Here is a 15,102-nt window from a genome sequence, read left to right as displayed (position 1 = left end):
AAGGGAACTCACGTGTTCGTCGCCTGGCGCGATCTGCGGTTCGCCCGCGGTCGCTTCGCCCTCATCGCCACGGTCGTGGCGCTCATCATGCTGCTCGTCGGCTTCCTCGCGGGGCTCACGGGCGGGCTCGCGCACCAGAACATCTCCGCGGTGCTCGCGATGCCCGGCGACCGCCTCGTCCTCGCCGCCCCCGATGGCGAGAAGCCCGATTTCGCGGCCTCCGACATCACCGCCGAGACCCAGAAGGCCTGGACGGAGGCCGACGGCGTCACCGGCGTGCTGCCCATCGGCGTCGTGCAGGGCCGCGCCGAGATCACCGCCCCCGCCGGTGCCCAGAGCGCGGGTGCCCCGAGCGCCGGTGCCCAGAGCGCGGGCGCCGCCGGTGTCGCGGTCGTGGGCCTTCCCCGCGAGGACTCCGCGGGCCGCGCACCGCGCAGCACCGCTCTGACCGCGCTCGCCCCGGCCTCCGACGGCGAGGTCGGACTCTCCGCCGGCGCCGCGGAGGAGCTCGACGCGCACGTGGGGGATACCCTCACGATCGTCGGCCAGGACTTCACCGTCGCGAGCATCGGCGAGGACGTCTGGTACAGCCACACCGCCGTGATCGCGCTGACCCCCTCCGCGTGGGCGAGCGTGGATGAGCGGTTCGGCGGCACCGGCGACCCCACGGTCCTCGCCGTGACGGGCGAGGCTGACTGGGACGCCCTCGCGAGCAGCACCTCGACCAGCGCCGCGAGCCCGCTGGCCAGCCTCCGCGCTTTGTCCACCTTCACCTCCGAGGTGGGATCCCTCGCTCTGATGATCGGGATGCTGTTCGGCGTCTCCGCGCTCGTCGTCGGCGCGTTCTTCACCGTCTGGACCATGCAGCGCGCAGGGGACGTCGCCGTGCTGAAGGCCCTCGGGGCCAGCACCGCCTCCCTGGTGCGGGACGCCCTCGGCCAGGCCGCCGTGGTCCTCGCGATCGGGATCGGGGCGGGGCTGCTGGCCGTGGTCGGCCTCGGCGCGCTCGCCGGCACCGCCCTGCCGTTCCTCCTCAGCCCCCTCACCACCCTCGTGCCCGCCCTCGCCATGGCGGTGCTCGGACTCGCAGGAGCCGCCTTCGCGCTGCGCTCCGTCACCTCCGCCGACCCCCTCACCGCACTCGGGAGCACCCGTTGATCACCTTCGAGAACGTCACCCTCACCTACCCCGACGGCGCCTCGCGCATCACCGCGGTCGACGACGTCAGCCTCCAGGCCCTCCCCGGAGAGGTCCTCGGGATCACCGGGCCCTCGGGCTCCGGCAAGTCCAGCCTCCTGGCCCTCGGCGCCACGCTCATCCGCCCCGACTCCGGGCGCGTGATGATCGGGGACGTCGACGCGGCGGGGCTGCGGGCGAAGGACGCCGCGGCTCTGCGCCGCGAGCGCATCGGGATCGTCTTCCAGCAGTCCAATCTCATCCCCTCCCTGACCGCCCGCGAGCAGCTGCAGGCGATGGGGGAGCTCGGCGGAGCCGGTTCCCGCCGGCGCCGCGAGGCCATCCGCTCGCGCGTCGACGACCTGCTGGAGGCCGTCGGCCTCGCCGGCCAGGCCGACAAGACCCCCGCCCAGCTCTCGGGCGGCCAGCGCCAGCGCGTCGCGATCGCCCGGGGACTCGTCCACGAGCCCGACGTCCTGCTCGTGGATGAGCCCACGAGCGCCCTGGACCAGGAGCGCGGCGCCGCGATCATGGAGCTGATCGCCTCCCTCACCCATGAGCGGGGCACCGCGACGCTGCTGGTCACGCACGACCTCGTGCACGCGGGCGCCCTGGACCGGATCGTGCGGGTGCTCGACGGCCGCCTCACGGAGGGCGGCGCGGGCGCGACAAGCCGACGGGAGCTGCAGCGCACCGCCGCCTGAGCGCGCATCGCGGATCACGTCGGCCGCTCCCGCCGCGATCGAGGCCCGCGCCCGGCACCCGCCCGGGGCGCGGGCCTCGTGCCCAGTACGATGGAGCCGGTCCAGGCTGCGCGCCCCGCGCCCGGCAGGTCCCCGCCCTCCCGCTCGAAAGGCCCCTCATGATCCGCATGTCCCAGTCCTTCATCCGCACGCTGCGCGAGGACCCGGCGGACGCCGAGGTCGCCAGCCACAAGCTCCTGGTGCGCGCCGGCTACATCCGCCGCAGCGCCGCCGGGGTGTACACCTGGCTGCCGCTGGGCCTGAAGGTGCTGCGCAAGGTCGAGGCGATCGTGCGCGAGGAGCAGGATGCGATCGGCGGCAACGAGATCCTCTTCTCCGCGCTCCAGCCCCGCGCGCCCTACGAGGCGACGGGCCGGTGGGAGGAGTACGGCCCGAACCTCTTCCGCCTCCAGGACCGCCGGCAGGACGACTACCTCCTCGCGCCGACCCACGAGGAGATGTTCACCCTGGTGGTGAAGGACCTCTTCAACTCCTACAAGGACCTCCCGGTCATGCTCTACCAGGTGCAGACCAAGTACCGCGATGAGGCCCGCCCCCGCGGCGGTCTCCTGCGCGTGCGCGAGTTCGTGATGAAGGACGCCTACTCCTTCGACGTCGCCGACGCCGGGCTGGACGCCTCGTACGAGAAGCAGCGCGCCGCCTACCAGCGCACCTTCGACCGCCTGGGCCTGCCGACGGTCATCTGCAAGGCCGACGCCGGCGCGATGGGCGGCTCGCGCTCGGAGGAGTTCCTCCACCCCACGCCCATCGGCGAGGACACCTTCGTGCTGTCCGAGGGCGGCTTCGCCGCGAACGTCGAGGCCGTCACCACCCTCGCCCCGGCCCCGCTCAGCGAGGCGGAGATCGCGCAGCTGCCCGCGATGCACCTCGAGGAGACCCCCGGCGCCTCGACCATCGCCGCGCTCACCGACTTCTCCAACCAGGCGTTCCCCGGCAAGGGACCCGTCGCCGAGTCGGGGGAGTGGACCCGCTACGAGATGCTCAAGCACCTCGTCTACATGCTCACCTATCCCGACGGCACCGCTGAGCCGCTCGTGATCGCGATCCCCGGCGACCGCGAGGTCGACGAGAAGCGCCTGGAGGTCGCCGTCGCCCCGGCGACCGCCGTCCCCTTCACCGAGGAGGACTTCGCGAAGCACCCGGTGCTGACCAAGGGCTTCATCGGCCCCGAGGGCCTCGGGCTCGAGTCTTTCTCGAAGATCCGCTACCTGGTGGATCCGCGCGTGGTGCCCGGCACGTCCTGGGTCGCAGGCGCGGGGAAGAAGGACATGCACGTCTACGACCTCGTCTTCGGGCGCGACTTCACGGCGGACGGCACCATCGAGGCCGCCGAGGTGCGCGACGGCGATCCGGCGCCCGACGGCTCGGGCCCGTTGCGCCTGACCCGCGGCATGGAGATGGGCCACATCTTCCAGCTCGGCCGCAAGTACGCCGAGGCCCTGGAGCTGAAGGTCCTCGACGAGAACGGCAAGGCCGTCACGCCCACGATGGGCTCCTACGGGATCGGCGTCACCCGCGCGGTGGCCGCGATCGCCGAGCGCTTCTGCGACGACAAGGGCCTCGTGTGGCCGCGGCAGGTGGCTCCCGTGGATGTCCACGTGGTCGCCGCGAGCAAGGATCCCGCTGTCTTCGCCGAGGCCGAGCGCATCAGCGCCGAACTGGAGGCCCGCGGACTCGAGGTGCTCTACGACGATCGGCCCAAGGCATCCCCGGGCGTGAAGTTCAAGGACTCCGAGCTCCTGGGCATCCCCACGGCGGTGGTCATCGGCCGCAGCTTCGCCGACGGGGTCCTCGAGCTGCGCGATCGCGCGAGCGGAGAGGTCACCGAGACCACCCCCGAGGCGATCGTCGAGCAGGTCCTGGCGGCAGTGCGCTCCTGAGAGCGCGCGCTCACTCCGTCCCGGTCTCGAGCGAGGGCAGCGGCGGGAGGGCGGTCACCAGAGGGGCCAGGCGCTCCGCCTGGGAGAGGGCGGCGGCGATCGGCAGGGGGCGGCGCTCGAAGGGGGCCGCCCCCGCGAGGGCCGCATGGTCCTGCAGCAGCGCGGTCGCGAGCTGCACGGGCAGCGCGGCGAGGGTCTGCGCGCTCAGCTCGCCGCCCGGGACCGGGTAGACCGCGGCGCGGCGCACCTCAGGGGCGCCGTCCGCGAGGGCGAACTGGCCGAGCTGCTGCGCGCGCTCGCGGTTCCCGGCGGCCTCCTCCAGCAGCGCCTGGCGCTGCGCTCCGCTGGCCGATGCCGCGAGGACCTCGTGCATGTACCCCGCGTACCACTCGTCCTCCTGCGCGGCCTCGAGCGCCTGGTCGTAGTCGACGCTCGCGCCGATGGAGGGCGGATCGCTCGCGGGGACGTCGCGCACCGGGACGATCTGCCCGGCCTCCGGGGCGGGTGCCGGCGCGGCCGCGGCCCCGAGATAGGCGAGGCGGCCCGCCGCCCAGGTCTCGTGCGCGGCGATCGCGAGCACGGGGCGCGCGAGGGATCCGGAGACCTGCCGTGCCGCCTGGGCGGCGAGGTCTCGGATCCGGATCAGCAGATCCGAGAGCTCCTGGGCGCCGGCCCCGGCGGGGAGGTCTGCCGGAGCAGGGGTCGCGGCGCCGTCGATTGGGGCGCCGGCGGTCGCGCTGCTCGGCGAGGGCGCCGCGGACTCGATCTCCTCCGCCTCGGCGCCCGTCAGCAGGGCGTCGCGCTGCGCGCTCAGCGCGTCGCGGATCCGCAGCAGGAGATCATCCGCTGCGAGGACGGAGTCCGGCGCCGCGAGAGCGCCGAGGGCGAGCGCCTGGTCCAGGAGCGCGAGCAGATCCTGCCGGTAGAGATCATCGATCCCCGGCGGCGGCGGGGTGTAGGAGGTGGGCTGGCCGATGCGCACGGGGCCGCAGGCGCTCAGCGGGAGAGCCGCGCCCGCCGCGGCCGCCCCGCGCAGCAGGGCGCGCCGGGACGGGCGGCGGGAGGGGAGCTCGTCGAGGGGACGCATCCCACGATTCTCGCACCGGTCTCCCGGAGGGGAGGGCGGCGGCGGGCAGTAGAATGGGCCGGTCGGAGCGCCGCGAGCCCCGCACCGCGCCGCGAGGTGCGAGATGCGGGCCAGGGCCGGTCGCCCCGTGCTGACAACCAGGAGATGTGAGAGATGACGATCGAGCAGACTGCCGAGCGCCTCAGGCAGGCCGCCGCCGAGACCATCCGCCCCTTCGATCTGATCGTGGACGATCTCTCCGTGCGCAGCCGCGAGGGCCAGCTCGAGATCACCCTCGTGGTCGATCTCCCGGAGGACAGGATCGGCAGCGCCGACCTCGACGCCGTCGCGGGCGCCTCCCACGCCCTCTCCGAGCTGCTGGATGCCGACGAGAGCCTCGTCGGCCCCGGCCCGTCGCTGCTCGAGGTCACGACCCCCGGCGCCGAGCGCACGCTCACCGAGCCCCACCACTTCCGCCGGGCGCGGCGCCGCATCGTCTCCCTCCGCACGACGGGCGGCGAGGACCTGCGCGGCCGCGTGCTCGAGGAGACCGACGGCGAGATCCTGCACCTTCGCCTCGAGCCCGGGACGGACGATCGCGGCCGCCCCCGGAAGCTGCCGAAGGGGAGCCCCGCCGTGCGCGAGATCCCGCTGGAGGAGATCGCCTCCGCGCGCGTCGAGGTCGAGTTCTCCCCGCCCTCCGAGGCCGACGCCGACACCCCCACCACCCCTGACGATTCGGAGCGCTGAGATGGACATCGATATGGGAGCCCTGCGGGCCCTGGAGCGCGAGCGCGAGATCCCGGTGCGGATCCTCGTGGATGCGATCCGCCAGGCCCTCCACGCCGCCTACCTCCACACCGACCACCCGGTGAAGGACTCCGAGGTCCAGATCGACGAGAAGACCGGGAAGGTCGCTGTCATCGCCCGCGAGTTCGACGCCGAGGGCGGAGTGCTCGACGAGTGGGACGACACCCCGGAGAACTTCGGCCGGGTCGCCGCCTCCACTGCGCGCCAGGTCATCTTCCAGCGCATCCGCCAGCTCGAGGACGACGCCGTGATGGGCGAGTTCGCCGATCGCGCCGATGACATCGTCTCCGGGATCATCCAGCAGGGCCGCGATCCGCGCATGGTCCTGGTGGATCTCGGCAGCGTGGAGGGCGTGCTGCCCCCGCACGAGCGCGTGCCCGGGGAGAACTACTCGCACGGCCGCCGCATCCGCGCCTACGTCGTGGAGACGAAGCGCGGCCTCAAGGGCCCGCAGATCACGCTCTCGCGCTCGCACCCGAACCTGGTGCGCCGACTGTTCGCGCTGGAGGCTCCCGAGGTCGCCGACGGCACCGTCGAGATCATGGGCATCGCGCGCGAGGCCGGGCACCGCACGAAGATGGCCGTGCGCGCGAACGTCGCCGGGGTGAACCCCAAGGGCGCGTGCATCGGCCCGATGGGCGCACGCGTGCGCGCCGTGATGACGGAGCTCGGGGGCGAGAAGATCGACATCGTCGACTTCGACGAGGATCCGACCGTCTACGTCGCGAGCGCGCTGTCCCCCGCGCGGGTGAGCAGCGTCGAGGTGATCGACGAGGTCGGCCGCGCCGTGCGCGCGATCGTCCCCGAGAGCCAGTTCTCCCTCGCCATCGGCAAGGAGGGCCAGAACGCCCGCCTCGCGGCGAAGCTCACCGGCTGGAAGATCGACATCCGTCCCGACACCGATCCCGCCGCCGGCGGTGCCGGCAGCGGCGGCGACTCCCGTCGCGAGCCCGCTCCCGCACCGGAGGAGCAGGAGAAGGCCCCGGCCGAGCAGGACTGATCCCGGCCCCGGCGGGCCGTGTGTCCCACGCCTCGAGGATTGCTGGGCGCCCTGAGGGGTCGGCTACACTGAACAGGCTGTATGCAGGGCGACTGCGCAGGGGAGGCTGACTCCCCGGGCGGGGGCGCTCTGCAGATGCGCGAGGAGGAGAGGAGCACCTGATGCCCATCGCTCCCTCTGCTCCAGAGCGCACCTGCGTGGGATGCCGCAAGGCCGCCCCGCGCGCACAGCTGCTGCGCATCGTGAGGGACCCTGCTCTCGATCCCGAGGCCGACGCCTCGGCTCCGCTCCGCGCGGATCCGACCGCGACCGCCCCGGGCAGGGGAGCCTGGATCCATCCCGACGCAGCATGCCTCGAGCTCGCGCTCACGCGCGGCGGCTTCGCCCGGTCCTTCCGCGGCGCGGTCGAGACCGGGAGCCTCTCCCAGGAGCTCGAGATCCTCTTACCCACCCGCAATCCAGGGAACAGGTAGAAGAACCATGGACATCCGATGAGTGCTCACACATGAGACCCCTCATTAACTGATGGTCCGCGCCCTCTTGTCGGCCGGACCGAGACAGGAGAACAGTGGCTAAGGTCCGCGTCCACGAGCTCGCGAAAGAGCTCGGACAGCCCAGCAAGGTCGTTCTGCAGAAGCTGCAGGACATGGGCGAATTCGTTCGCTCCGCATCATCCACCATCGAGGCGCCCGTCGCGCGCAAGCTCCGCGAGGCCATGCCCGCAGCGCCCGCGGCCTCCGGCGATGCCGGGGACTCCGCAGCGCGCCCCGCGCCGAAGAAGCCCGCACCGGCGAAGCCCGGCGCCCCCGCACCGGAGGCTCCCGCGAAGGCGGCAGAGTCCACCGCGCCGGTGAAGCCCGAGACGCCGGCGGCAGCTCCCGCCGCGGAGAAGCCCGCCGCCCCGAGCGCCCCGGCGCCCGCCCCGCGCGCATCCCAGGCCCCGACGCCCGGCGCGCCCGCGCCGCGGCCCGCGGCCCCGCAGCAGGCAGAGCCCGCCGCCGAGAAGAAGCAGGAGGCGCCCGCCGCCTCCGAGGGGGCCCGTCCCGGCGCTCCCGCGCCCCGTCCCGGCGGCGCTCGTCCCGGCAACAACCCCTTCGCCTCGGCGCAGGGCATGCCGCGACCGGGCCGCCCGCGCTCCGAGCGCGACGGCTCCGGCGCACCCCGTCCGGGCGGTCCCCGCCCCGGCAACAACCCCTTCGCCCCGGCGCAGGGCATGCCCCGTCCGGGCGGCCCGCGTCCCCAGGGCCGCGGCGGCGCTCCCGCCGGCGGCGAGCAGGGCGGTCGTCCCGCTCGCGAGGGCGCTCCCCGCGCAGGCGGTCCCCGTCCCGGCGGCGCTCCGCGCCCCGGCATGCCCACTCCGGGCATCATGCGCCAGCACGCCCAGGGCGGACTGTCCGACGCCCGTCCGGGCGCCGGTGCTCCGGGCCGCGGCGGTCGCGGCGGTGCGCGTCCCGGCGGCGGCGGCCGTCCCGGCGCTCCCGGTGCAGGCGGCGGCGCTCCCGTCGTCGGCGGCGGTCCGAACCGCGGTCGCGGCGGTCGCGGCAGCACGCAGGGCGCGTTCGGCCGCGGCGGCAAGCCCGCCCGCTCCCGCAAGTCCAAGCGCGCGAAGCGCCAGGAGTTCGAGCAGCAGCAGGCTCCCGCTCCCGGCGGCGTCTCGCTGCCCCGCGGCAACGGTGCGACCATCCGCCTGCGCCGCGGCGCGTCCCTCTCGGACTTCGCCGATCGCATCGACGTCAACCCCGCCGCGCTGATCACGGTGCTCTTCGCCCTGGGCGAGATGGCCACGGCCACCCAGTCCCTGGACGAGGAGACCTTCCAGCTGCTCGGCGAGGAGCTGGGCTTCCGCATCGAGATCGTCTCCCCGGAGGACGAGGAGCGCGAGCTCCTGGAGCAGTTCGACATCGATCTCGATGCCGAGCTCGAGGGCGAGGACGACGAGGACCGCCTGCCGCGCCCGCCCGTCGTCACGGTCATGGGCCATGTCGACCACGGCAAGACCCGACTGCTCGACACGATCCGCGATGCGCACGTGCAGGCCGGCGAGGCCGGCGGCATCACCCAGCACATCGGCGCCTACCAGGTCGTCGTGGACCACACGAACGACGAGGGCGAGATCGAGCAGCGTCCGATCACCTTCATCGACACCCCGGGCCACGAGGCGTTCACCGCCATGCGCGCCCGCGGCGCCGACGTCACCGACATCGCGATCCTCGTGGTCGCGGCCGATGACGGCGTCATGCCCCAGACGATCGAGGCCCTGAACCACGCGCAGGCGGCGAACGTGCCGATCGTGGTCGCGGTCAACAAGATCGACAAGGAGGACGCGAACCCGGAGAAGGTGCGCCAGCAGCTCACCGAGTACAACCTCGTGGCCGAGGAGTACGGCGGCGACACGATGTTCGTCAACGTGTCGGCTCGCGAGAACCTGCACATCGACGACCTGCTGGAGGCCGTGCTGCTCACGGCCGACGCGGCGCTGGATCTGCGCACGAACCCGGACAAGGACGCGCGCGGCATCGCGATCGAGGCGAACCTGGACCGCGGTCGCGGCCCCGTGGCCACGGTCCTGGTGCAGCAGGGCACCCTGCACGTGGGCGATGCGATCGTCTGCGGCAGCGGCCACGGCCGCGTGCGCGCCATGCTCGATGAGCACGGCGTCGCCGTGGAGGAGGCGGGCCCGTCCCGTCCGGTCCAGGTGCTCGGCCTCACGACGGTGCCCGGCGCCGGCGATTCCTTCCTGGTCGCCGCCGACGAGCGCCAGGCCCGCCAGATCGCGCAGAAGCGCGAGGCCGCCAAGCGCGCCGCCTCGCTCTCCCGCGTGCGCAAGCGGATCAGCCTGGAGGACATCACCCAGCACATGGCCGACGGCAAGGTCGAGACCCTCAACCTCATCCTCAAGGGCGACGCGGCGGGCTCCGTCGAGGCGCTCGAGGAGGCTCTGCTGGGGATCGAGATCGACGACCAGGTGCAGCTGCGGATCATCGACCGCGGCGTCGGCGCGATCACGATGAACAACATCAACCTCGCCGTGGCCTCCAACGCCATCATCATCGGCTTCAACGTGCGGGCCGAGGGTCTGAACGCTGATTACGCCGACAAGGAGGGCGTGGAGATCAAGTACTACTCGGTGATCTACCGCGCGATCGAAGAGGTGGAGGCTGCTCTCCAGGGCATGCTCAAGCCGGAGTACGAGGAGGTCGACACGGGCTCTGCCGAGATCCGCGAGATCTTCCGCTCCTCGAAGTTCGGCAACATCGCCGGCTCGATCGTCCGCAGCGGCACCATCCGCCGCGGGGCCAAGGCGCGCATCACGCGCGGCGGGGTCGTCATCACCGAGGGGCTCGAGGTCGCGGGTCTGCGACGGATCAAGGACGATGTCACGGAGGTCCGCGAGGGCTTCGAGTGCGGCATCAACCTGGGGTCCTTCAACGACCTGCAGCTCGATGACCTCATCACCACCTACGAGATGCGCGAGAAGCCTCGCGAGACCTCGAAGTGATCCGCGGTGCGCGGCGGGCCGTCGACCGGCCCGCCGCGCACTGACCGCCTCGCCCGCGCCGGGCTCTGATCCGGCGCGGGCGGAGCCGTCCTGCGGCCCTCTCGGCGCGGCTCCCGCGCGGCGGCCCTGCTGCCGTTCCGCCGCCTGCCCGACCCCTTGCACCCCCTGCGCTCCGCGGACGGCGAGAGCGCACCGCCCGGAAGGACCTGGCCCCAGATGACCGACCTGCTGTCCCTGCTGCGGGCGCCCTCGGCGAACCGGGTGTACGCCGCCCAGGCGGGGCCGCTCGCGCTGGCCGAGGCCCGGTGGGTGCTCGGCGCGCATCACGGGCCCTCTCTGGCCGTCCGACCCGAAGAGGTCGCCGGGATCGAGCACCTGCGGATCTCGAGTCGGGACCCCGAGGAGCGGATCGGCCCTCAGAGCACCCTTCCTGCGCTGGCAGCGCAGCTCTCGAGCGCCTTCGCCGCCTTCGCGCCGGTGGATCTCGAGGGCGAGGAGCTCCTGCGGCCCGCCCGCCTCCCCGACGTCCACCATCACGCCAGCGCGCTCGAGACGACTCTGCGCTACCCGGGCAAGACGAACGAGCAGTTCACCGCGCTGCTGCTGAACCTCGCCGCCGCCCTCAGCGATCGTCGAGCGGGCATCCTCGACGGCTCCCTCGCGGTGCTCGACCCGATCTGCGGCCGCGGCACCACTCTCAGCCGCGCGCTGCGGCTGGGACTGAGCCCCGTCGGCGCAGACATCGACTCCGCGGACGTCGACGCCTACCGCGCCTTCCTGCTGACCTGGGCGAAGCAGGGGCGTCTCAAGCACAGCTCCCGCGCATCGCGGCTGACGGTCTCGCGCCGACAGCTGGGCACCCGCTTCGAGCTCGAGCTCGCCAAGGACAAGGCCGCGCAGCGAGCGGGCCGAGCGCAGCGCCTGACCCTGCTGGGCTGCGACACGACCGAGCTCGGCTCCGTGCTGCCCTCGGGGAGCGTCGACGCGATCGTGGCCGACCTGCCCTACGGCGTGCAGCACGGCGCCCGCAGCGAGGCGCGGTGGAGCCGCTCGCCGCTGGATCTCCTCGGTGCGGCCGCTCCGGTGTGGCGCTCTCTCCTGCGCGCAGGGGGCGGAATGGCGCTCGCGGTCAACCGGCACACCGCGCCGTTCGCCTCCGCGCGCGCCGTCCTCGCCGAGCACGGGTTCACGGTGCTCAGCCGGGACGGCGAGTTCCGCCATCGCGTCGACCAGTCCATCGACCGCGACGTGATCCTCGCGGTGCGCAGCGACCATCCCCGGATGGCCGCCCTGCAGGAGCTCGCCGACAGCATCTCCTCCTCGCCGCTCGAGCCCGCAGCCTCCCGCCCCGGGGATCCCTCCCCGACGACCACTGCCGCATCGGCCCCGAGCGCACCGCTCGCGGCCGCACCCGATGAAAGGACCCCAGATGTCTGAGAACCCGCGCGTGCGCCGTCTCGCCGATCGCATCAAGGAGATCGTCGCGACCACCCTGGACACCCGGATCAAGGATCCGCGCCTCGGCTTCGTGACCGTCACCGATGTGCGCGTCACCGGAGACCTCCAGCACGCCTCCGTCTTCTACACCGTGTTCGGCTCCGACGAGGAGCGCGCGGGCACGGCCGCGGCGCTCGAGAGCGCCAAGGGCGTGCTGCGCAAGGAGGTGGGCCGCCAGACGGGCGTGCGCCTGACCCCCACTCTCGAGTTCTTCGCCGACGCGATCCCCGAGAACGCGAAGACCATCGAGGATCTGCTCATGGAGGCCCGCAGCCGCGACGCCGAGCTCAAGGGGCAGCAGCAGGGCGCCCAGTACGCCGGCGAGGCCGACCCCTACCGCCAGCCGCGCGCCGATGAGGACCTCGAGGACGACGACTTCGAGGACGAGGACCTCGAGGACGAGGACGAGGACGAGGACCTCGAGGACGAGCAGAGCGACGACGCCGACGGCCCGGCGGCTGCGCGCGCGTGAGCACCCCGCCCGCCCGGCCGTGCCCGGCCGCCCCGCCCCACGGGATCCTGCTGGTCGACAAGGCGAGCGACCGCTCGAGCCATGACGTGGTGGCCCGGGCGCGCTGGCTCCTGGGCACGAAGAAGGTCGGGCATGCCGGCACCCTCGACCCGATGGCCACCGGTCTGCTGGTGCTCGGCGTCGGCCAGGGCACGCGGCTGCTCACGTATCTGGTGGGCCTCGACAAGACGTACAGCGCGACCATCCGCCTGGGCCAGGCGACGATCACGGATGATCGCGAAGGGGAGGCGCTGGGCGAGCCCCGCGATGCCTCGGGCCTGAGCGCGGAGGAGATCGAGGGCGCCCTCGCGCCGCTGCGCGGCCGGATCGCCCAGGTGCCCTCCACCGTGAGCGCGATCAAGGTGGACGGCCAGCGCGCCTATGCGCGCGCCCGGGCGGGGGAGGAGGTCTCCCTCGCCGCGCGCCCCGTGCACGTGGGGCGCTTCGACGTCCTCGCGCAGCGCACCGAGGGGAGCTACCTCGACCTGGACGTCGTGGTCGACTGCTCCTCGGGGACCTACATCCGCGCTCTCGCCCGCGATCTCGGGGCGGCGCTCGGCGTGGGCGGGCATCTCACGGCGCTGCGGCGCAGCGCCGTCGGCCCCTTCGACGTCGCGCAGGCCCTGCACATCCCCGCCCGGGGAGAGGGAGATGACGTCGCGCTGCCTCTGCAGGGGCTCGGCGAGATCGCACGGCAGGTCCTGCCCTCGGTGACGGTCGACGCGCAGGAGGCTGCCGCGCTCGCGCAGGGCAAGCAGGTGCCCGTGCGCGCCCCCGCCTCGCCCCCCGCGGCGTCCGGCTCCGCGAAGCCCGCCGCTGCGGCCCACGAGGGTGCCGGGGCGCCGGTAGCCGCGCTCGATGCCCAGGGGCGGCTCTGCGCGATCGTCCAGGCCCGCGGGCGCGCGCTGCAGCCGGTGATGGTGATCCCGCTCGAGGCGCGCTGCTGAGGTCCCTGCGCCCAGCGCAGTCGCGACCGGGGCGGGCACGCCCTTGGCGCCCGTGCTCCCCACGTGAGAAGGGCTCCCGCCGAATGCTCGGCGGAAGCCCTTCTCATCATGCGGGGGAGCGGAGGCTCAGCGGTGGCTCTCCACCCGGGTGCCCTTGGACGCCCAGTCGTACAGCCACTTCGCATCCGAGACCGGAAGGTTGATGCAGCCGTGCGAGCCCGAGTACCCGAAGGAGGACCGCCACGGCGCCCCGTGGAACCCGTAGCCGTTGTAGAAGTACTGCACCCAGGGGACGTCCTTGATGTAGTAGTACTTCGGGTGGTCCTTGGGGAAGTAGCCCTCGTTGGTCATGTCCTGCTTCTCGTAGCGCAGGTAGATCTTGTAGGTGCCGGTGACGGTCTCGTTGCCGGCCTTGCCGTCGACCATCGCGCGCGGTCCCCACACCGGGGTGTCGCCCACGTAGGCGGTGACGGTCTTGGCGGTGAGATCGACGTCGATCCACTTCTCTCCGGTCGGGGCGGCCGGAGCTGCGGAGGCCGCCGGAGCCGCGGGATCGGCAGGGGTCTCGGCCGCGGGGGCCTTCGCCTGCGTCACCTTCGCCGGGACGGCCTTCGTCTCGAAAGCGGCCTCGAGCGGGGTCGCGCCGGAGAGCGACGCGATCAGCTGATCGGCGACGGCATCGGTGTTGGTGACCTCGACGCCGTCCTTCTTCTCGGTGACGACCTTGACGACGGTGCCGTTCGCATCGACCTGCTCGATGCCGTCCTTGGCCTCGACGGTCGACTTGCCGGCGCGGCCGGCGACCCAGTCGCGCACGGCCTGCTCGTCGACCGAGATCGCGAGGGCGGTGCCGCTCTCATCGGGAGCGACGGAGATCCAGGAGCTCCGGTTCTCGGGGGAGACCTCGTAGGTGGTGCCCTTGGGGCCGGCGATGGACATCGGCTGATCCAGGATCCCCTGGATCTGCGTCCGGGTCTCCTCCGCCGATTCGGTGGTGATGGCCGGGGCGGTCGCGGTGATCGGCTGGGACACCGTGAAGCTCTCGAGAGCGGGGGCCTGTGCGCGCACGGCATCGACGAGGGAGGAGGCGTCCACGCCCTGGCCGTCCTGACCGGGGGTGACGGTCCAGGCTCCCGCATCCTTGTCGTAGGTCAGCTGCGCGTCGACGGGCGCGGTGCGATCGGCGGGGACCAGGCCCTTGGCGAACTCGTGGACGGCGTTCTCGTCGACCGAGACGACCGGCGCGACCTCGCGAGAGCCCGACCAGGTCGAGGAGAGCACCTCGGTGACGCTGCCGTCGTGGGAGGCGGCGGCCTCTGCGGTGGCGGCGGCGTCGACGCTCACGCCGAGATCGGCGAGTGTGGCCGTATGCGCGGTGCCGTCGGCATCGACAGTCACCTCGGTGGCGTCGGCGCGCTCCTGGACCAGTGCTGCGACCTGCTCGGGGGTCATTCCGGAGACGTCCTGCCCGAGCACCGTGGTGCCGGGAAGCGCCTTGCCCTCGAAGCTCTTCGCGTAGGCGAAGGCGCCGCCGGTGAGGACGACGGCCACGACCGCGAGAGCGGCGATCAGGATCAGCAGAGCCCGTCGTCGAGCGGGGCTGCTGGTGTCCGCGCGCCCGGAGGGCCCGGCGGGGGCGGTGAGCTGTGACATGTGTCCTCGTCTTTCCGGCAGTCGTCGGCGCTCCGCGAGCGGAGGCGACAGGAGGGGGGCTCTCCCCGGGTGCACCGTCGTCCTCAGCACACTACAGGGAGGAGGCGCCGACGAGAATGGGACAGGCTGCCACAGACTCGTCACATTCGCGCCCTGATGCGCTCCCTTCCGCGCGCGTGCCCGCCCCTGCGCGCGCAGAACGCGCGCAGAGTAAGGGTCCGTGAGTGCCGGCGATGCGCCGCACGCGGCGGGCGCGAGGGCTAGAGTGGCTCCCCGTGGCCGGGCCCTGCCGAGTCCGC

General features: G+C 73.2%; 12 protein-coding genes. 10 read left to right on the top strand and 2 right to left on the bottom strand.

The features are described from left to right. The first annotated feature begins 12 nt into the window (after positions 1-12). The 3 genes from Bequi_RS01650 to Bequi_RS01640 all read left to right on the top strand — a co-directional run bounded on the left by Bequi_RS01650 (position 13) and on the right by Bequi_RS01640 (position 3,820). Positions 13-1,158, top strand: a complete 1,146-nt coding sequence (locus tag Bequi_RS01650; RefSeq protein WP_249736263.1) for an ABC transporter permease — start codon at positions 13-15, stop codon at positions 1,156-1,158. Further along, a complete protein-coding gene (locus Bequi_RS01645; protein ID WP_249736262.1) occupies positions 1,155-1,880 on the top strand; it encodes an ABC transporter ATP-binding protein in 726 nt (241 codons plus the stop codon). The genes Bequi_RS01650 and Bequi_RS01645 overlap by 4 nt, the downstream gene beginning before the upstream one ends. Positions 1,881-2,038: 158 nt before the next feature. Beyond that, positions 2,039-3,820 (top strand): proline--tRNA ligase, encoded by a 1,782-nt coding sequence (locus Bequi_RS01640; RefSeq protein WP_249736261.1) that lies wholly within the window; start codon positions 2,039-2,041, stop codon positions 3,818-3,820. Between the two features lie 10 nt (positions 3,821-3,830). On the opposite strand, the gene Bequi_RS01635 is transcribed toward Bequi_RS01640, so the two are convergent. Continuing rightward, on the bottom strand, positions 3,831-4,907 hold the full coding sequence (locus tag Bequi_RS01635; protein WP_249736260.1) for a DUF4439 domain-containing protein: 1,077 nt from the start codon (positions 4,905-4,907) through the stop codon (positions 3,831-3,833). Positions 4,908-5,060: 153 nt separating this feature from the next. Between Bequi_RS01635 and Bequi_RS01630 the strand changes: the two genes are divergently transcribed. The 7 genes from Bequi_RS01630 to truB all read left to right on the top strand — a co-directional run bounded on the left by Bequi_RS01630 (position 5,061) and on the right by truB (position 13,150). Next, positions 5,061-5,636: a ribosome maturation factor RimP gene (locus Bequi_RS01630; RefSeq protein ID WP_249736259.1), complete on the top strand. Its 576-nt coding sequence runs from the start codon at positions 5,061-5,063 to the stop codon at positions 5,634-5,636. Position 5,637: 1 nt separating this feature from the next. Next, complete coding sequence (gene nusA / locus Bequi_RS01625) at positions 5,638-6,696, top strand: transcription termination factor NusA (RefSeq protein WP_249736258.1); 1,059 nt, start codon at positions 5,638-5,640, stop codon at positions 6,694-6,696. Between the two features lie 161 nt (positions 6,697-6,857). Beyond that, positions 6,858-7,169 carry a YlxR family protein gene (locus tag Bequi_RS01620; protein ID WP_249736257.1) on the top strand — a complete coding sequence of 104 codons (312 nt, stop codon included), beginning with the start codon at positions 6,858-6,860 and terminating at the stop codon, positions 7,167-7,169. 95 nt (positions 7,170-7,264) lie between these two features. After that, entirely contained in the window at positions 7,265-10,195 is a 2,931-nt protein-coding gene (gene infB / locus Bequi_RS01615) for a translation initiation factor IF-2 (protein ID WP_249736256.1), read from the top strand. A gap of 216 nt (positions 10,196-10,411) precedes the next feature. Next, complete coding sequence (locus Bequi_RS01610; protein ID WP_249736255.1) at positions 10,412-11,632, top strand: TRM11 family SAM-dependent methyltransferase; 1,221 nt, start codon at positions 10,412-10,414, stop codon at positions 11,630-11,632. After that, positions 11,625-12,164: a 30S ribosome-binding factor RbfA gene (gene rbfA / locus Bequi_RS01605; protein ID WP_249736254.1), complete on the top strand. Its 540-nt coding sequence runs from the start codon at positions 11,625-11,627 to the stop codon at positions 12,162-12,164. The genes Bequi_RS01610 and rbfA overlap by 8 nt, the downstream gene beginning before the upstream one ends. Continuing rightward, positions 12,161-13,150 carry a tRNA pseudouridine(55) synthase TruB gene (truB, locus tag Bequi_RS01600; protein ID WP_249736253.1) on the top strand — a complete coding sequence of 330 codons (990 nt, stop codon included), beginning with the start codon at positions 12,161-12,163 and terminating at the stop codon, positions 13,148-13,150. Before rbfA ends, truB begins: the two co-directional genes overlap by 4 nt. A gap of 126 nt (positions 13,151-13,276) precedes the next feature. Here the strand turns inward: truB and Bequi_RS01595 are convergent, their stop codons facing one another. Then, on the bottom strand, positions 13,277-14,803 hold the full coding sequence (locus Bequi_RS01595; RefSeq protein ID WP_249736252.1) for a L,D-transpeptidase family protein: 1,527 nt from the start codon (positions 14,801-14,803) through the stop codon (positions 13,277-13,279). Positions 14,804-15,102 lie beyond the last annotated feature (299 nt).

It is taken from the genome of Brachybacterium equifaecis, assembly GCF_023509525.1.
Lineage (GTDB): Bacteria > Actinomycetota > Actinomycetes > Actinomycetales > Dermabacteraceae > Brachybacterium > Brachybacterium equifaecis.
Note: the sequence above shows the minus strand (reverse complement) of the source record. Positions and strands in the feature narration are given on the sequence as shown.